Here is a 17,009-nt window from a genome sequence, read left to right as displayed (position 1 = left end):
AAGTGGTTTTTAGCGATTTTGTTTGTATTCTGGGCAATTCTCGGAGTGTTTTTTTTCTATCATTCGGCAGGTTCAGCATTAAATTTACCGATATAGATATCCTCACTTTTAATGTGTTACCGCCATTTTTGAGCAAGTTTGATTGCTCGTGGTTGATCGATGCGTTTACGCCAGTTCTGGGCGGTTAATGCTTTTGAAAAACGCTTTTCAGGGGCGATGAGGGCGAACAGTCCGTCACGGTTTAAGACGTTGCTTAAAATATCCATGTGCGACCAACGTTCAAATGCGCTTCTTGCGTGGGTGGCGTGAAACTCAAACCCTTTCGGGAGTTTGACCAATGCTGCAAACGCAATGTTGGCCGTTGCGTGGGGCTTAGGACAGTGACCGCATGAACTCATAATCGTGACATCAAAGAAGGGTTCAATCTCTTCAATTTGAAGGTACTGGATCTCTAAATCATTGATGTAAGCCAGCCATTTGCCTACTCCATCAAGTAGCTGTCGTCTGATCTCTCCACGTTGGAATTTCAAATCGGGTTGAGGCATGTACGTGCCGTACACAATCACGCGCTCAAGCCCTTTTTCGTTTTCTTTGGTTGGTTCGTTGTTGGTGATGCTTAACAATCCTTGGTGCAGTGCGTGTAGTTCATTGGCATCAATTAACGGGTCGAAGGTGTCATCATCAAATTTCATTAGGGCGTATTGCATCATGGTTCCTTAGTCGAAATCAGGGAGATCGTCATCCTGATATTGAGTATTGGTTAATTCGTCTAGTGCTTGGGTGTCAGGCTCAGGTGTAACACTTTCGGGGGCGTCTATTACTGGTATGTTGTCGAGTGGTGACGCTAAATCCATTGGTGAGATTGGCGCGGTGAGTTTCGGGATCTCAATTTGAAGCTCTCTAGCGGCCATTGCTTCATCAAGCTGATCTTTGGTTGGAATGCCTTTGATTGTGCTTAACATGGGTGACATGGCTTTTAAGCGGTCAATAAACGGCGATTCTTGGTAGTAATGGATTTTGTCGCAATAGATTGGCTTTTTGCCGCGCATCATTATGATCATTTTTTCAAACGGCATTTCACGCAGTTCTTGGGGAAGCATTAAGGCGCGTTTGGTTTCACTTACTGTAATGCTTCGACCGCCTTTCCCTGATGTGCGCTGAATGCTTTTGACCTTTACGGTCGTATCCCCCAAAAACTTAGATATGTTGTCGGCATCCTCTTTTTCGGGGGTATAAACCAGTTGTGCCTCGTGGTTAGCAATGAGCGTTTTTGAGGTGTCTTTTCCGTATCCTTCTGGCTCTCGTGCTTCGGCTTGCGCTGGATTTTGCATAATGGTTAACAGTTGGAGTCCATAACCTGCAAAGTAGTTATTGGATTTGGCAATGATCGCGCTGCGTCCCATTGCGGTGAACTCGTCCATCAATAGCAAGACTTTGTATTTCAGCGCTCGATTGTGCTCTGGTAACTCTTTGGTGTTGAGGTTAATAAGGTGACTAAAAAAGAGATTCAAGATACGCCCCGATACGGGAATGTAATCGGGGGTGATCCCGATGTATATCGTCATCCGTTTTTTGCGTAAATCGTGAAAATTGAAGTCGTTGGCACTGGTCGCGGCATCAAATAATGGGTTTTTCCAGTCAATTAAGGCCGCTTTCATGGTGTTCATTACCCCTGATTGCCCTTTTTCCTCGTCCAGTGCGAGAAAGTCCTGTAAGGCTTCCACACAATCAGGGTTTAGATCCGAGCGACTGGATAGCAACTCGATCAGGTGTTCTTTGATTGGCTTTCCTTTGCCTTTTGATTGACGGTATATCTCGCCTATGGTGAATGGTAGGCTTGGTGTTTGATAAATGTAGAGAGCCAAACCCACAAAGAGGTTTTGTGCGCTCGATGCGAAGTATTTTGATACCGCATCCCCTGTATCTGTTGGAAAGAGCATTTCCGCTATCGTCAAAAGATCAGGGATAGTCAAATGGCCTTCACGAACGTACCCAAGAGGATTGTAGCGGTGCGTCTCTCCAGATTCATCAAACGGGTTAAAGAGGTAGACCTCTTGCTTTAACACAACTTGACGAAATTTTGAGGTAAGCGCGAAGTTTTCCTTTTTAAAATCGGTGATCACACAACTCTGAAACCAGCGTAAAAGATTAGGGATGATAATCCCGATCCCCTTTCCTGTTCGGCTGGCCGCTGCTAAGAAGACAAAAGCATTACCTGTGTAATACAAAAATTGTTTACCCATGCGACCGATTAAGATCCCCCTACCGTCATCTTTCTGTTTTGTGAGCTTGTAATTCTTACTCATTTCAATGGCGGTCGCCCAGCGAGCATCACCATGCAATGACGGTTTTTTCTCGTGAAAGATGGCTAATACGGGGATCAAAAAGACACAGCCAAAGCCTATCAATGCCGAGATATTAAGGGATTGTTGGTAACGGGCATTGTCGTGGTAATCAAGCCAATGCCAAACAAAGGTAAAGGGGCGAACAAGGGCGAGATTGCCGTCATTCATAGCAAAATAGATAAACCCTGAAAGAGTCAGGGCAATGATAAAGAGTAATGGAATGGCTAAGACCACTCCGACAATTTTCTTTGTAGGCATCGCCATTCCTTGAATAAAAAAACCAGCGTTCGCTGGCTTTGTTAATTGGACTTAAACACGTATTTCATCCATGTCAGGATTAACGTCGAGGTGAGGACGAGTGGCATCCCCATTTGGCGCCAGTTATCGAGTTCTTGTGCGTCAAAATCAAAAATAGCGCGTAAGGATTCACCGTCTAAAAACCACAATGGAAGTACGATCCAAAACACCAAGCTGGCGAAAAAACTCGAAAGCATGATCATGGACAGAGAAATCACAAAGTCGATGGTATCTAAAAGGAATTTCCCAAAGAACGCGCACCATTCGAGTAGGTTTTCTTTGTTAACCTTTTTTGTTTGGGTCATACCAGATCTCCGTGATGTGACGACCTAGGTTGTCGCTAGAATGCACGTCATTGGTAACGTGAATGACAATATCAATCACTTGATACAAAAGACGTTTGATAACGTCATAAGGCAGCGCTTGGCCACGAGGGTTTTCCATTGCCATCATTGCCAATCGTTCAAAGCAAAGCTCTGCACTGTTGGCGTGACAACTGGTGATGCTCCCACCGTGGCCAGAAGCGTTTACGTTGATAAAATCGAACGTTTCACCGCCTCGCAGTTCGGCCAGCATGATGCGGTCAGGCTTCATACGTAGGCAGCTTTTTAGCAGTTTGGCCGAGGTGACGGGGTCTGTTGGTAATACTTCACTTGGGTAGAGCAAATGCACCTTGTTAGGATGGTTAGGTAGAAACAACTCGTGTACGTCTTCAATCGTAATAAGGCGTAATTCGTGCGGTACGATTTCCATTAACGCATTCATAAAGGTGGTCTTGCCGCTTCCCGTTCCCCCTGCAATCACGATGTTTTTTTCGAGCATGACCGCTTCGATAAGAAACTTATGCACATTGGTTTCTTTTAGCTCAAGCAGATGATTTTCATGGGGCAGCAAGCCGCTTTGTATTGGCCTGATGTGGTCGAAATATCCATCCTTTGCGTAATCATCGAGCGAGCGGCTAAAGGGGGATGGTTTACGAATGGTGACACTGACCGTGTTAGGGCTACATGCTGGCGGTATAACAAACTGAACACGTTCCCCTTTTGGCAATACTGCCGATAATACGGGGGTGGTGGCGCTGATGTTGTTGCCTGTAAACGCAGCAACCGCCGTTCCCATACTCATTAAGTGCTCATAGGTCAGTTCGGGTACATCAAAGCAAGTCCATTCACTGCTTTTTTCAATCCATACCTCTCCTGGTCTATTGATTGCAATTTCGGTAATGCCCTCTTCTTCAAGCCAGCGAGCGATTGGGCTAAAGAGAAAGCGAACGGACGCGTCACTTTCGACTAAATCGTTACTCATTGTGTCTCTCTTAATTGGTAAACGGTTGAAAAATCAATATCACGGGCAATGAAAATGCCGACTCGTTCCCCTTGGTTCTTGTAGAACGTAGGCGGAATATTGATCGTGGCTTCTAGGGCTTTGGCGGCCATTGTTTGGGCGGCATCGGAAGAGTTTTCAAAGTTGTTGACGCTTTCCCCACCGTTAGTAGCGATGTACGCGGCCAAGTCATCGACAAGAGAGAGCATCATTGCGCCCCCAAAACGCGCCCAGAAGTGCGTTTCGACATAACCTGATACGCCAGCCGCGCCTAAGCTGTCTGTGGCTGGTGAATCAAGGTTGACCACCACGCCGTGTGGGGTTTTGATCCTGTCCCACAAAACAAAGAGACGGCTTTGACCTTGGGATAGATTAGCGCGGTACTCCCCTGTTATCTCTGAACCTCGTTCAAGCAGTAACGTTGAGCCGTTATCACTGTAAATATCTCGCGTTAAGGTGCATTTGGTCATCCCTGCCACCGTCGAATCCATACTGGTGTTTAAGACGCAATCAATAAATGCCCCTTTAGCCAGAAGGAAATCGCGGTTGTAAAGAATGGCCGCCACCGCTGACGGGTTCTTTGAGCCTGACAGCTTGCCGCCTAATGCTCCTTGTGTTTGTGGTTTATTATCCTCTGCAAACACGTTAAAGGCTGGCGTAGTTTGTGGGGATTGCTGGAAAGGATTCTGTATATTCGGCGTAATGCCAAGCGATTCACCGCCGCCACTTGAACCCCCTTGAGGTTTTGAGCTTTTATCAAGAGTGCGTGTTTTCACTATTTGATGTTCGCCATTTGCTCCCTGTCCCCCATCCACTGCGCCTACTTTTTCGCTCTGATTGTCCGCTTCTTGTTCGGCTTCCAATTCGGCTTTCGCTTCTAAGTAGGCTTGTTGTTTGATCTCTTCGATATCCGTAGGCTCACTGGTATCAAAGGTTTTTGCTTTGACGGGGTTTGTGGGTGTTTGCGGTTTATCGGTAAACTGAAAAGATCGGCGCCCTTGTTGGTCTTTGGTTGCGGTGCTTTGCGCTGTCGTTGAGGTGCGGTTGCTGGCCTCTACTTTTTCAGGTTCGGGATCATTGTCACCCCAAAATATCCATGCACCGGCAACGCCGACCAACATCAAACACGCTATCAAAAAAAACGCCACCTTCTTTTTATCAGGCGGCGTTTTCTTCGAGGTTGAGGCATCAAGAAGAGCCTCACCATCAAATTCATCAGTCACGGTTTCTACTCCTTAACAACACGCTCAATATCTTTGAGGGTTGTTCCGTTGTTATTGTTGAGAGGTAATGTATCGAATCCCATGTTATGCACTCCAACCACGGCGTTATCTAAACGCAGCACGTAGGTTTTGGCGATTCGTTGGATCACCACCGTATCAGGGGATTTCGGATTGATATGGCTATTGATGAGTGTTTCTTTACCATCGTCTGCCACCATGAAAATCGCAGGGATTTCAGCATTTGGGGCAAAGGTTAGGTAAGTAAAACGTCCATCGTCATAGGCGGCTGTTGGTGCGATGTTGCGTGAGAATTTTCCTACTTGCATCGAGTAGTTCAGATTTTTAGGTCTAACTTCGGGAACAAGTTTTAATTTCTTTTGTACCGCAACTTGTTTAGCCGCTTCGCGCTTGGCCTCTTCTTCGGGATAAAGGAAGGTTAAACGGTAGGTGTTGGCTCGCATACCTTGCTTACCCACGCCTAGATTTAAAACAAACGCATAGTTGCGCTTGTTCGTCACCACTAAAAGGTTAGTTCGCCACTCTTTCGGGTTTGGCTGTATGGTAATTTCATTCGTGATCTCTTTACCTTCGTAGTCAATATAGCTTTCTGTGCCTTTGGTCGATTGTGGCCAAATAAACAGATTGTTGCCTTTGATTTCCTTTTTCCAGCCGTCAGGAAAACCGAAATAAACGTGCTCCAGCTTTTCATCTCGATCAACAACTAGCTGTGTCACCATTCCCGTGACGGCCGTCATTTGGACGACATCATCATCGTGGTAATTGCTGTACTGAATATTGCTATCACGAGCAGATTGAAAAGGAACTTCGAGCGCAAGAGATGGAAGCGAACAAAGGCATAAGAGCAATGTTAGCGTCTTTTTTTTCATTGGATTAACTCAGGATCAACGCGGTAGCTGGTCACTTCAAAGCCTACAGGGTTATTAAGGCGTTCAGCGTCAGAGCGAGGCGTGGTGTTATAAGTATAAGCAAGGGTCGCAACCCAACGTTCAGAGATTCCAACGCCAGCCTCTTCAACGGCTTTGATACTTTTCTCAAATCGTATCGTGGCAATGTTGGTGTTTGGATCTGTAACGATGCTCAGTATTGTTACATTGGCTTTGATGCGCTTTCCCCATTCCACATCAAGCGCGTTATCACCTTCATAAATGGCGGCAAATTCGGTTTGAACGTTGGGGCTAGAGAAAGCCAGTGTCATATCGTAGTCACGCTGCAAGGTGTACCAGTCATAGACTTCACGCCAGCGGATATAATTGGCGATCCAATAGCGATCGAGTGCTTCTTGTTGGGACAGCGTTTTTTCATCAAGCACCGTCAATAGTTGGGTTTGGCCAGATTGCTTATCGACGGATACGACATAAGGCTCAACGGTTTTGAGCGGCATTAATAAAACTAGGGCTATCCATGATAGCCCTGTTAACACACATGCCCCTTTTGTTATTGACCATGCGCGGTGTTCTGATTTTGCGGCCATAACGGATTTTGATGCTTCAAAATCGAGCGCGTCAGCCGATGCTTTTTGTTCACTCATTAGAATTAATGGTCTCCATTGGGGCGTGTTGATAATCAGGGGTTGCACAAGCGCTCAAGACGAGCGCAAGGCAAAGCATAAGTAATTTCATGGTTCACTTATCCTAGGGGGTCGTTTTCGATTTTTGTTTGTTTTCGGCCAGTTTGGCCAAAAACACGGGTATCCAATCACAAGGCTTGTCGCCTGCTTCTTCAAGGGATTGGTCTAAGAAGGGTAAATCGTCAGCGCCAGCAGATAGTATGGCGAGTTCATCATCCATATCTGGCATGGCAAAGCTGCAAATGGCTGAACTGTCCCCTTGCTTAATCAAACATAATCGGCTGGAATCATCGAAATTCTTAACGATGCTGAACTCTTTTTCAGTTAAACCAAAACCGTCTATATATTCGTGCTTTATCGCCTTTGGATTGGGTAGGAATATTTGGGTTGAGCTGGATTGAACCAGTGCAGCACCTTGAGGTGAACCCAGTAACGAAGAGGGCAACTGTGTACCAAAAACGCCGAAGCCGTTTTGTTTTCGGATGGTAAGCTGTTTATTTCCCACAAAATCAGAAAATGCCTCATCGTTTACCCACTTCCATGCTTCATCCATGATGTACATGAAACGGCGGCCGTCGATAATGTCATCGAGGCGGTGCAGTAAGTACAAACAGATAGGAGTACGTACATCAATGTTGTCTAAGAACTCCGTCCCATCAATGCCGATATTGCGAGAAGCGTTAAAATCGAGCGTATCTGTTGGGTTATCAAATACCCAACCAAACTCTCCCCCTTGACACCATTTGTCTAAACGGGCTTTGATGCTGTTTTCTTGCTCCTCTTTGCTTGTCCCCACTGAGATGTTTTGATTTACCATCAGCAAACGACGAAGAGGCTTATCCATTCGCATCACCGTATCGACGGCGGCGCTAATCGATTTTTCTTCAAAGACGGTGAGCGGCTTGTTTGGCGATGCCGCCAGTAAGCGCACTAATCCGCGAAGAAAAGCCACGTTACTTGGCGTTGCGTCCATTTGGAACGGGTTAAAGCCTGTCGGCTTACCATTTTGTACGCGAAGGTAACTCCCCCCTAGTGCGCGGATCATCACTTCCGCGCCACGGTCTTTATCAAAAAAGACGGCGCTCATGCGGTTGTTCTGCGCAAATTTTTGCGCCTGACAATAAAACAGGCCAAGCGCTACGGTTTTACCTGTTCCTGTTGCCCCGATCATCACCGTGTTACCTGCCAATTTTTTGCCAAAGCTATTGGCGGCTGGCGGTGATTTGTGAAAGTTAAAATAGAACGGGTTGCCTGATATGGTCTTTAGTCGAGTGACTGCGCTTCCCCAAGGGTTGCCCTCACGTTTACCCACAATGAAATTATGGAGCGAGGCAAAGTTTGAGAAATTCAAACTGGTGATACCGGCCACACGTGTGCGGTATTTCCAGTTTGCTGGCAGTTGAGCGAAAAACGCCGCATCGGTCGCAATGGCTATCGGACTCGAAATAACGTCTTTGTCGTTTAAGGCTTTCTGCGCCAGTGCTCGATTGGCGCGTACTTTTTGCGTGTCGTCTGCAATCACCATTAAAGAGAGGTGATACTCCCCCATTGCAAACTGGCCATCGGCTAAATCGTTTTTAGCGACTTCCATTGCGCTGATTTGGGTTAGGGCGCCGTCACCAGAGTTTGATAAAGACCGTTGGCGACTTTTAAGGTAACTCATGCCTTTTTTGCGTGGCATAAAGCTAAAACTTTGGGTAAGAGTTAGCTCATAGGGGGCGTATAGCAAACTGTCCCACATGCCGACCGTGCTTTGTTGGCTGTACTCTTTAATATCGATCCCCTGCATGTAGCGAGGATTGCCAATCGAGTTAAGCTCAATGGTTTCTTTAGAGATGCGCACCCAGGCATTACCAATAGCAGAACGTACCTCACCTGCGGGTTTTTTAACGTTTTGCCACTGCGCGGTGAGTAGGTAGTTAAAAAGCGTCAGCGGCTCAGAAACGCCCGAATCTGTCACACCAAGAGGGCGACACTGGTACTGGTTTAAATTGGTATTGATGCGGCTAGCGATGTCATCGAACTGCTCTAGCTGCGTTTCAATCCGCGCTTTCACGGCCTCGATGTTCATCGAGAGCTTTTTAGAGATCAATGAGGAATCGCTTTTTTGTACGACAGTTAAGTAGAGTTCATTGATAAGCACGTCATTGCTAAAGTCGCGGTTATAACGCTTATCGAAATGATCACTAAAGTAGTCGTCAAATTCGCCTTGTATCAGGCTTGGTACTCGTCGTCGAATCAAGTGTACCCATAGTGACACATTACTTTCGCATAAGCCTTTGTAGAGGCTGTTAAGGCGCATATACGCCTGTGTTAACTCATCGTTATCTCTTGTTTCAAACGAAATCCCTTCCACCTTAAAGACGCGAAGCATTGCCCCATCAATGGTGGTTAGCGTGGTGTCGTCTAAGTGCGAAGAGTAAGGGATGAAGTTAACAAGCTGCGCCTCTTTGTTTATTGCGTTAGCAAATTTGGAATTGGCTGTCATTGCTGACCTCGTTTTTTAAATTCAATGGGGCTGTATACGGCGCCTTGGTGTAAATCAGCGTTGCGAGCACTACTGCGCCGACACTGAAATTTGAGCCACAGCAGATTAAAAATAGCGTCATCTTTTTTGGTGAGATAACGAAGAAAGAAGTAGTTAGGAATGACCAAGACGAGCCAGAGTAGCCCTATTTGGAACATGAAGTTTAACCACATCACGGCAAGGATAATTAGCCCGTTCGATACCATCAGGGGCTTTGTTGGCACAGAGGCCACCATTGCGGTACGGGTACAGGCTTTAAATATGGGTTGTTCCATCTGTTCACCTAAAACAAAAGCGCTCCCAATGAGCGCTTTTGCCTTGTGTTATCCCAATAGGTAGCGAGCAATTTCGCCAGCGCCACCGATAAGCAAACCAGCAATCACGATTTTGAGGGTTTCCATCACGGTTGCGTCTTGGAATAGGTATTTGTAACCTGCCCACATCAAGGCAACCGTTACGGTTGCAATGGACGCACCACGTAAAATGCCAGCGATGTTATCCATAAAGTCGTTTACTTTGGCTAAGCCGCCAGAGGCGTGAGCTATATCAGGGGTTAGCAAACAGAGTGCCGCCAATATCACTGCGAAAGCGATAGAAAGTTGACGAGAAGAGAGAGAATGAAAAGAGTTTGTCATTGTAGTTGCTCTTTGATGATCATAAAGGTGTGTACCATACACACCAAAAAGCCGCTTACTGATTGGGGCAATAAGCGGCTTTTTGCTGAATATGGGTAATAAAAAAGGCATTCATAGAATGCCTTGGAATGGTTGAACGCTACGGGGTTGTGGTTTTCTCTAACTGCTTGTACAGCAATATGTCAGCTTTAACGGATTCGTTTATAGATGTTTCGATATCGTTCCATTCATCCCTTGTGATTTTCCCATCGATTAGTGTGTTATCAATGGCTTTTATCACGATGATCGATTGATCGGGGTGTTGTTGTAGTTCTTGTACCTTAATGTATTGCGAGGGGGATATTTCTTTCTCGCCAAACTGTTTAAAGAAAGCATCTATAGACAGAATGCAAAAAAGAAAGCTTGCACCACATGCAATTAACACACAAGTTAAGGCCGTTGTTGGGTATCGATCTTCCAGCGATTGGAAATAGGCTTTAATTTTATTCATCTTCAATGTATGCCCCTGCTTCTATCGGGTCTTGCCAGCCAGACCTCACCGCCGCATCAATTCGTCGGTATCCTTCGGCTAGCATGGATTGATACTCTTCGTAGACTTCATCAATACCCACATAGAAACAATCATCACACCAACGTGTGTGTTCTTGTATGGGAGTGTTACAACGGCGGCAGCGAGTCGTCATCTTCGTTCCTTCTTACATCACTATGAATATTTGTTTAGAGGGGGGGGCGTTGGCCATACACATCAAAAAGCCGCTTACTGAACAGGTCAATAAGCGGCTTTATGCTGAATAGGGTTGTAGAGGAAAGGCTATACTTTCTCTTGTGCCACGGCGAAATGAAGAAAATTTCTTCAATAGCAAGACAGAATAATATCCGTAGAAGGATGAAATTCGTCAGTTTTGGGCATGTAGCCCATATGCCTAAGCGGATCATTTTTTCTGTTGATCTTCTTAGCAAAGCGAAGTGCTTTATTACATGCACTTTCTGGCCTTGAATAGCGGCCTTTTCGTAGACTGTTAGCGCTTTTTGTTTTAGCGACAAATCGAGTGCAACGCACTTTAACAGCTACGGACGTCGTCGTTAGAGACGAGTTGGTTAGTATATTGGTTTGTATTTGATTCATATAAAAATTCGATTAAATGAAGCCTATTCACTTTCAGGTTTCTTAGGCAAAAAACCGCCCCTTGCCACCGCTGCTAAACGTGGGGTTATGATTAACGAACATATTATCTGGGCGTTCGTCTTCGATAAGATCGGTGTACAAAATACGTTGTCACAACGTTTTCGGTACGGTGTCTTATCTGCCGTGGCACAAGTTATTAAAGAACTCAAGCATGTGAGAAAAATGCTTGTATAAGAGGTATTGAACAAGAATACCAATTAAAAGTCAACTTTGTTTACATCGAATAACTACAAAGTTGACTAAAATGGGCATATAAGTGCATGATTAATAAGTGATTTTATGTAAAAATAGGCCGTTTGAAAAAGATTTACGATTATCGGGGGTCTATAGTGTTATTTAAAAAAGAGTCGTTCGACAGCATTGGTAGTAGAGTTAAAATGGCTATACATATGCGAGGAAAGACGCCTTCCGATATAGAAAGAGAAACTGGTGTATCAAAAAGCTACATATCTAGGGTTATAAATAACAAAATATCAAACCCAAAAAAATTCATAAAAATGATATCAGAGCATTTGGGGATTTCTGAAGCATGGATTGTAGATGGAGTAGGTAGTATCGATTGTCCTTCAGAAAATAACATTAAAGTTTTTGATATAAATAAAAATAAAAATACAAACTCAGTGGTTATTTATGATGCTGAAAATAGTATTTCTAGTGGAAATCTTTTGGGTTGGAAAGGTTTTACTCATACGCCATATAATGAGAATTCAATAATAGTAACAACCAGTGATTTTAATAACACTGATGGAGAGTATATTTTAAAGAAGAATGGTAGTTTTTTTATTGCAATGAGAGTTAACTGTATTTATGAGTCTAGATGGCTGATGAAAAAAACGCTCGAAAAAATAGTAGATATATATGATTACGAGGTTATGGGTATGATTATATTTTCAATAATTAGTGGTAACATAAGAAGAATAGAGATCACTTAATGCAACTGAATATATACAAGTTGAATGAAAACGATATAGAATATACAGATAGTAATGGTAATTAATACACATCATCATTACCATTTGTTGTAGAAAGTCAAATGATTGAATATTTTAATAATGATGATAAACTAGAAATAGTTAATTCATATAAGAAGAAGTACAAATCTGATCTGGTTGTTGAAACTGGATTGTGGGGAGGGGTGTCAATATATAAAACTTCAAATATTTCATATTTGAGTGCATTACGATGTTTGTTTTATATGTGTATGTTCATATCTGTACTGTTAGCACCAAGAGAAATAACAATACTAGGCATGAAGCAGCCCGGCGGAATCTTGTTTTTTTGTTTGTCTTTTTTGTTCATTGATACCATTTGTCAATCTTATGGTTATTTAGCTGCAAGAAAAACTCTTCTTATCAATGCTCTCTTGATGTTTATCTCCGGAGGATTGATTTATGTAACGTCGCAGTTCCCTGCTGTATCTAACGATAGTGATTATCAAAAGGTAGTTTTCGATGGTATGGTTAAGTTATGCTTTATTAATGGCATTTGCTCATTAATAGCAGATCAGATTAATGCAAAGATTTTTCAAAAAATAAAGTTTTTAACAATGAATCGCTCGTTATGGTTAAGATCTATTTTGTCAACTTTGGTAAGTCAGTTCTTTTTTACAATTTTTTGGATTTCATTTTTTAAATTCGATAATTTATTGAGATTTGAAACGTACGTTTTTATTTTATCTAATTTTCAAATGAAAGTGATCTTTGCATTTGCATTAATACCTGCTCTGTATTACACAACATGGTTTTTATCAAAGAGAATTAAGTTTTAATTTTTTTTCGCTTCTATAAACACTCGCGGCATAACAAGCTTGATGTTTTCTGTGTGTTTGTAATAATTATAAGCATATTTGATTAATTTATTATAATACTCATCAGGGATAGGAGTGCTAAAGTTAGATTGATTTGAATATGCTTTTATAGCGCCGGATTTAAAAATTCTGAAAAAACCATTTCTATCAACGTCGTAAGTAAACTCTTTGCTATATAGTTGTTTAATAACAAATCCATTCTTTGATAATAATTCTCTATAGTCAGTTAGATTTTCTAGGTGCATGCAAGGGAAGGTGAATGACGAATTTAGTTCAGGAAATTCATCATTAAAAAAATCATCCATCATGGCTGTAATTGATGGACACCAATTTTTTTTAAAAGATGACTGCACGTAAAAACTGCCATTGTCAGATAGAAGGGAATTTATTACAGATAGCGATTTGTTTATATTAGAGAACCATTGAATTGATGAGTTTGACACAATAACATCAAAGTTTTTGTCGAGATCTAATTTTTCAATTTCCTTGTGCTTGTAAATTATATTACTATCTTTGTTTTGTTGTGCTTCTTTAATCATTTCGCTTGATTTATCTATTGCTATCATGTGAATCGGATTCATTAAGCTGTAAAAAATTTCAGAAACCCGACCAGAGCCACAGCCAACATCTAACACGTTTTGTGCCTTGCTGGGAAGTAAACTACATAGTTCCAGTGCTGCATCGTGCTGAACAACTCCATTTGTATAGTATTCTTTAGCGTATTCTTTAAACATGTTTTCGCTTTATGGTGAGTAAAACCGATTGATTATTGGCAAGACACTACCAGAAATAAAAGGAATGGAATACAAAAAAACTTGATGGAAAAGCGCGTTTCCACTATAATGACGTCATCTTTAGCGTCATAGTGCATTATATAGAGCACACGCTATATAGTTTACTCTATATAGTGTTCTTAGCTGAAGTAGAGTGTGTTGGACTCTCAATCTAACTACATAGCATTCGCAAAAAGCCGTTCTCCCACAAGTGAACGGCTTTTTTGTGTGCGTAATTTAAGGATTTGATCTTTCGACGGATCTTGTGTAAATTACAGTTTCATTGTTTGGCGTGAGAAACCAAACAACCCTAAAAATCTTGTGGAATCAAAATATGTTCATCATTGATCTTTCTTGCTCTAGGCAAGGCAAAAGTAGACTCAGCATTCAAGTAATAACCGGTAATGATAATGGCTATCTGCGAGATACCCGTTTAGGTTATAGCTTTGAGGGCGAGTCACATGTTAGAAAATAAAGCCTCCTCTAGCCTGACCAAACCTGAATACGATAAAGCGTATCGAGCTAAGCGTAAAGCGCGTAAGCACGAGTTGATTGAGCTTTTTCAGGAAGTGTCTGTCGTTCAGAAAGAAACCAATCAAAATTTTACCATCGGTTTTAGTTGTCGCCGTTTGCTACGTAGTGGTGAAGTAGTCAACCTACCCCATGAGTATGCGTTTATCTTAAAAGCGTGCCAGGAGTTTATCGATAACCCTCAACGTTTCCCAGCCCTGTTTGCTTGGGGTGGCGCAGCGGTGAATAACATCCAGTGTCGAACGTTGATATCAAAAACCTTAGCCTGCATCTTACCTAACACGGATCTGATTGGTGGCCGTATTGGTTTGCCAACGCTTGCAGGACTAAAAACAATTAGCTATGACCAGCTACAAGAGGATTACGTCCTACGTTGGGGCGAATACATTTCCCCTAAGTCATTCGCAAAGGTAATGAAATACCTAAAGCGCGCCAATTATCTTCGTACTGAACGCATTAACGTGTGTGTCGATGATGTTGAAGGTACGGTGCGTAGTGCTGCCGCTTACAAACAATTCTCAGAAGGTTTCTTCCAGGATCTAAAAGTAGTTCGCTATAAAGAAATTTGCGCCCTTATTATCGCATCACGCAAGCGTATGGAAAAGAAAGGGCTACGTTTCGATTGGCTTAGCTTCCGCACGATTGCATCAGGTGTACAAGATATCTTTAATGCTACGCGTTTAAATGATTATGCCAACAAGGTGACGTCACTGTTTGGGGGCTACGAACCTTCACAGTTTACCCCTGCCCCCCATTAGATTCTTTTTGATATCCGCTTAACGGCGGAGGCTTCTGCACGTCTTTACAGCATGATCGAACGAAAAACGCACAATATTTTACTGATAGTGTAGTGGCCACAGTGCCATTGTGTTTGTTTTATGGTCGTTAGGTATCGCTTGCTTTCGTTTTTTCAAAAGGTAGTGCAAGTAAAGGGGCTAAGAAAATAGTGAAAAAAGGTCTCTGAAAAATATACTGCGGTTATGTGTACTACGTAGTTAAACTTCGTATATACATAAATAAATACATGAATATTAAATATGTTCACGTTAGTTTTGGTTCACGCTGGCTGCTATATGCTTGCATGTAGAGCTAGTGTGAAGCCGACAAGCGTTAGCGCGTCAGTCTCATTCACCCACGGCTTACTTGATCGATCCCATAAAAAAGTCGCTTCGCTCCAAAGTACCCTCAGCCAGCATCCGTTTATAAACACAAACGTTTATTTAGCGCTCTAGCTGGCTGCGCTGAACCTTTCTTTTGTCATCCGACAGGAAGCTATTGAGCATATACGCTTCATTTCGTGGAACCTCCACACAAAGATAGAGAATTATTCAACCTATAACGTAAACAAGATTCTAGCAGGGCGAAGGCTTAATTTGATGCAGCTCTCTTCATTGACCCTTTAACCATTCTCAGTGGCTTTTAGCTTGCTTCTTACTCGCTACGCGAGCGCATTCTGGTATTCGTCGCACAGCGACTCATGAGAAGTGACAGTAAATAGGCTCTTTTTTTATCGAAATCGATCTTTAATATTGAAAAGGAACTCATTCGTGAATATATCCTTGCTCGCATGTTACAGTGTCACTATCGGTTATTGTTTTCGTCGCACTGCGAGACGAGAGGCATGATGCTCAAACGAGCGAAAACTCACGTTAAGGGTGGAAAATGTATTTACATTTGTATTTTCTTTTGTATAATCTTTTGTATTCTCATATGTAAGGCGTTATGTAATGAAAAGTGTAGTTCTATTAAGTAGTAAAGGTGGCGTCGGTAAGTCTTCGTTGATTAAACAAATTCATCGTGAATTAAATCGTTTAGGCTTTCAAGTGTGGGGTAGAGATACAGATCCTCAAGGTACTTACGATTTGTTTTTAAATACTTTGACTGAGCCAAATGATGCAGACTATTTTCTCTATGACACACAAGGTGCTGACTCTGCTATTAATCGAACATTATTAGAATCGATTGCAGAAAATGATAGTGACAGTTTAATTATTGTGCCTGTTCAACCGACAGAAACAGATTTAGAGCGTGCCTTATCTGTTGCTCATCTTTTGCAGCAATTTAATGTTAGAGATAAAGCTATTTTTGTATTGAACCGTTGTTATCGAGATGCCGATCAAGAGACTTTAAAAGCTAAACAAACTTTAAAATCATTCAACATAAATGTGGCTAAATCTGTAATTGTTAATCGATTGCGTTTTGATCAAGCTCCAACTTCTAAAATCCGAAATGAAATTTCAAAGCTTATACATGAGGTTATCTTATGAAAGATCCTCTTTTATCTAATCGTAGGATAACAACAGAACTCAGTAATGATAGTTCGATTACTATTGACCAAATGAAGCAATTGAGCCGCGATAAACAGAAAGATTATGCCAATAAGTTATCTTCCAATTGGAAAGATGCTAAGTCTAAAATTGAAGGTATGGAGCATGATGAGTTATTGGGCTTTATTGATGCTAACAAGGATAATGGTCTATTAGTGCGTTCTGGAAGCGCTACTATCCGTGTTTCTGTTTATGAATATGCGTTAATGCAATACGTCTCAAAAGAAATTAAAGCTCGATCTGTTAGGGAGGCGATTGTTAGATTAATGGAAGAAAAAATACAAATGTAAATACATAAGTGTGTGCATTTGTTTTTGCATCTGTATATACGTGTGTGCATGCTTATGCACTGTTAAATGTACATGCATTTAATAGTGCGCTGGTGTTCAATTATAGAAACCCGAGTTGTTGGTACTCATGGTTGTCTGCACTCCGGTAGATCCTTTT

General features: G+C 42.4%; 18 protein-coding genes. 5 read left to right on the top strand and 13 right to left on the bottom strand.

Annotated features, from left to right (window positions below; genetic code table 11):
• Window positions 1-116 precede the first annotated feature (116 nt).
• From RH88_RS13150 to RH88_RS13095, 12 genes are all read right to left on the bottom strand, one after another.
• Window positions 117-707, bottom strand: a complete 591-nt coding sequence (locus RH88_RS13150) for a hypothetical protein (RefSeq protein ID WP_005596768.1) — start codon at window positions 705-707, stop codon at window positions 117-119.
• 9 nt (window positions 708-716) lie between these two features.
• Entirely contained in the window at window positions 717-2,603 is a 1,887-nt protein-coding gene (locus RH88_RS13145; protein ID WP_005596766.1) for a type IV secretory system conjugative DNA transfer family protein, read from the bottom strand.
• 41 nt (window positions 2,604-2,644) lie between these two features.
• Window positions 2,645-2,947: a hypothetical protein gene (locus tag RH88_RS13140; protein WP_005596764.1), complete on the bottom strand. Its 303-nt coding sequence runs from the start codon at window positions 2,945-2,947 to the stop codon at window positions 2,645-2,647.
• Window positions 2,925-3,947: a P-type DNA transfer ATPase VirB11 gene (gene virB11, locus RH88_RS13135; protein ID WP_005596763.1), complete on the bottom strand. Its 1,023-nt coding sequence runs from the start codon at window positions 3,945-3,947 to the stop codon at window positions 2,925-2,927. The genes RH88_RS13140 and virB11 overlap by 23 nt, the downstream gene beginning before the upstream one ends.
• Window positions 3,944-5,188: a type IV secretion system protein VirB10 gene (virB10, locus tag RH88_RS13130; RefSeq protein ID WP_005596761.1), complete on the bottom strand. Its 1,245-nt coding sequence runs from the start codon at window positions 5,186-5,188 to the stop codon at window positions 3,944-3,946. The genes virB11 and virB10 overlap by 4 nt, the downstream gene beginning before the upstream one ends.
• Window positions 5,189-5,193: 5 nt before the next feature.
• Window positions 5,194-6,075 carry a P-type conjugative transfer protein VirB9 gene (gene virB9, locus RH88_RS13125; protein ID WP_005596759.1) on the bottom strand — a complete coding sequence of 294 codons (882 nt, stop codon included), beginning with the start codon at window positions 6,073-6,075 and terminating at the stop codon, window positions 5,194-5,196.
• Window positions 6,072-6,737, bottom strand: a complete 666-nt coding sequence (locus RH88_RS13120; protein WP_005596757.1) for a VirB8 family type IV secretion system protein — start codon at window positions 6,735-6,737, stop codon at window positions 6,072-6,074. Before RH88_RS13120 ends, virB9 begins: the two co-directional genes overlap by 4 nt.
• A gap of 103 nt (window positions 6,738-6,840) precedes the next feature.
• Window positions 6,841-9,264, bottom strand: a complete 2,424-nt coding sequence (locus RH88_RS13115; RefSeq protein ID WP_005596753.1) for a VirB4 family type IV secretion/conjugal transfer ATPase — start codon at window positions 9,262-9,264, stop codon at window positions 6,841-6,843.
• The gene (locus tag RH88_RS13110; RefSeq protein WP_005596751.1) at window positions 9,261-9,578 is read right to left on the bottom strand and encodes a VirB3 family type IV secretion system protein; all 318 of its coding nucleotides are present in this window, start codon (window positions 9,576-9,578) and stop codon (window positions 9,261-9,263) included. Before RH88_RS13110 ends, RH88_RS13115 begins: the two co-directional genes overlap by 4 nt.
• A 48-nt stretch (window positions 9,579-9,626) precedes the next feature.
• The gene (locus RH88_RS13105; RefSeq protein WP_040757968.1) at window positions 9,627-9,938 is read right to left on the bottom strand and encodes a TrbC/VirB2 family protein; all 312 of its coding nucleotides are present in this window, start codon (window positions 9,936-9,938) and stop codon (window positions 9,627-9,629) included.
• 139 nt (window positions 9,939-10,077) lie between these two features.
• The gene (locus tag RH88_RS13100; RefSeq protein WP_005596746.1) at window positions 10,078-10,428 is read right to left on the bottom strand and encodes a hypothetical protein; all 351 of its coding nucleotides are present in this window, start codon (window positions 10,426-10,428) and stop codon (window positions 10,078-10,080) included.
• Window positions 10,421-10,621, bottom strand: a complete 201-nt coding sequence (locus RH88_RS13095; protein ID WP_005596744.1) for a hypothetical protein — start codon at window positions 10,619-10,621, stop codon at window positions 10,421-10,423. Before RH88_RS13095 ends, RH88_RS13100 begins: the two co-directional genes overlap by 8 nt.
• Window positions 10,622-11,501: 880 nt before the next feature.
• Here RH88_RS13095 and RH88_RS13085 point away from each other — a divergent pair.
• Together RH88_RS13085 and RH88_RS13080 are read left to right on the top strand one after the other, a co-directional pair.
• Window positions 11,502-12,056, top strand: coding sequence for a helix-turn-helix domain-containing protein (locus tag RH88_RS13085; RefSeq protein ID WP_005596740.1), 555 nt, complete (start codon window positions 11,502-11,504; stop codon window positions 12,054-12,056).
• A gap of 101 nt (window positions 12,057-12,157) precedes the next feature.
• A complete protein-coding gene (locus RH88_RS13080; RefSeq protein ID WP_005596738.1) occupies window positions 12,158-12,892 on the top strand; it encodes a VUT family protein in 735 nt (244 codons plus the stop codon).
• On the opposite strand, the gene RH88_RS13075 is transcribed toward RH88_RS13080, so the two are convergent.
• Window positions 12,889-13,665 carry a methyltransferase domain-containing protein gene (locus tag RH88_RS13075; RefSeq protein WP_005596737.1) on the bottom strand — a complete coding sequence of 259 codons (777 nt, stop codon included), beginning with the start codon at window positions 13,663-13,665 and terminating at the stop codon, window positions 12,889-12,891. The two genes, RH88_RS13080 and RH88_RS13075, sit on opposite strands and share 4 nt — an antisense overlap.
• 500 nt (window positions 13,666-14,165) lie before the next feature.
• On the opposite strand from RH88_RS13075, the gene RH88_RS13070 reads away from it, so the two are divergent.
• The 3 genes from RH88_RS13070 (at window position 14,166) to RH88_RS13060 (ending at window position 16,852) form a co-directional block, all read left to right on the top strand.
• Window positions 14,166-14,993, top strand: coding sequence for a hypothetical protein (locus tag RH88_RS13070; RefSeq protein ID WP_005596735.1), 828 nt, complete (start codon window positions 14,166-14,168; stop codon window positions 14,991-14,993).
• A gap of 969 nt (window positions 14,994-15,962) precedes the next feature.
• Entirely contained in the window at window positions 15,963-16,502 is a 540-nt protein-coding gene (locus RH88_RS13065; RefSeq protein WP_005596733.1) for a ParA family protein, read from the top strand.
• On the top strand, window positions 16,499-16,852 hold the full coding sequence (locus RH88_RS13060; protein ID WP_005596731.1) for a hypothetical protein: 354 nt from the start codon (window positions 16,499-16,501) through the stop codon (window positions 16,850-16,852). Before RH88_RS13065 ends, RH88_RS13060 begins: the two co-directional genes overlap by 4 nt.
• Window positions 16,853-17,009 lie beyond the last annotated feature (157 nt).

The organism is Vibrio scophthalmi LMG 19158 (assembly GCF_000222585.1).
GTDB classification, from domain to species: Bacteria; Pseudomonadota; Gammaproteobacteria; order Enterobacterales; family Vibrionaceae; genus Vibrio; species Vibrio scophthalmi.
The sequence above is the reverse complement of the archived record's forward strand: the minus strand, read 5'-3'. Positions and strand labels throughout refer to the sequence as shown.

What these genes read in the sequence shown, in the direction of transcription:
- RH88_RS13065 (WP_005596733.1), top strand. Translation starts at nt 15,963, where the DNA reads ATGAAAAGTGTAGTTCTATTAAGTAGTAAAGGTGGCGTCGGTAAGTCT.
- RH88_RS13085 (WP_005596740.1), top strand. Translation starts at nt 11,502, where the DNA reads ATGGCTATACATATGCGAGGAAAGACGCCTTCCGATATAGAAAGAGAA.
- RH88_RS13150 (WP_005596768.1), bottom strand. Translation starts at nt 707, where the DNA reads ATGCAATACGCCCTAATGAAATTTGATGATGACACCTTCGACCCGTTA.
- RH88_RS13075 (WP_005596737.1), bottom strand. Translation starts at nt 13,665, where the DNA reads ATGTTTAAAGAATACGCTAAAGAATACTATACAAATGGAGTTGTTCAG.
- RH88_RS13105 (WP_040757968.1), bottom strand. Translation starts at nt 9,938, where the DNA reads ATGACAAACTCTTTTCATTCTCTCTCTTCTCGTCAACTTTCTATCGCT.
- virB11 (WP_005596763.1), bottom strand. Translation starts at nt 3,947, where the DNA reads ATGAGTAACGATTTAGTCGAAAGTGACGCGTCCGTTCGCTTTCTCTTT.
- RH88_RS13080 (WP_005596738.1), top strand. Translation starts at nt 12,158, where the DNA reads ATGATTGAATATTTTAATAATGATGATAAACTAGAAATAGTTAATTCA.
- RH88_RS13120 (WP_005596757.1), bottom strand. Translation starts at nt 6,737, where the DNA reads ATGAGTGAACAAAAAGCATCGGCTGACGCGCTCGATTTTGAAGCATCA.
- RH88_RS13110 (WP_005596751.1), bottom strand. Translation starts at nt 9,578, where the DNA reads ATGGAACAACCCATATTTAAAGCCTGTACCCGTACCGCAATGGTGGCC.
- RH88_RS13140 (WP_005596764.1), bottom strand. Translation starts at nt 2,947, where the DNA reads ATGACCCAAACAAAAAAGGTTAACAAAGAAAACCTACTCGAATGGTGC.
- RH88_RS13145 (WP_005596766.1), bottom strand. Translation starts at nt 2,603, where the DNA reads ATGCCTACAAAGAAAATTGTCGGAGTGGTCTTAGCCATTCCATTACTC.
- RH88_RS13070 (WP_005596735.1), top strand. Translation starts at nt 14,166, where the DNA reads ATGTTAGAAAATAAAGCCTCCTCTAGCCTGACCAAACCTGAATACGAT.
- RH88_RS13060 (WP_005596731.1), top strand. Translation starts at nt 16,499, where the DNA reads ATGAAAGATCCTCTTTTATCTAATCGTAGGATAACAACAGAACTCAGT.
- RH88_RS13115 (WP_005596753.1), bottom strand. Translation starts at nt 9,264, where the DNA reads ATGACAGCCAATTCCAAATTTGCTAACGCAATAAACAAAGAGGCGCAG.
- RH88_RS13100 (WP_005596746.1), bottom strand. Translation starts at nt 10,428, where the DNA reads ATGAATAAAATTAAAGCCTATTTCCAATCGCTGGAAGATCGATACCCA.
- RH88_RS13095 (WP_005596744.1), bottom strand. Translation starts at nt 10,621, where the DNA reads ATGACGACTCGCTGCCGCCGTTGTAACACTCCCATACAAGAACACACA.
- virB9 (WP_005596759.1), bottom strand. Translation starts at nt 6,075, where the DNA reads ATGAAAAAAAAGACGCTAACATTGCTCTTATGCCTTTGTTCGCTTCCA.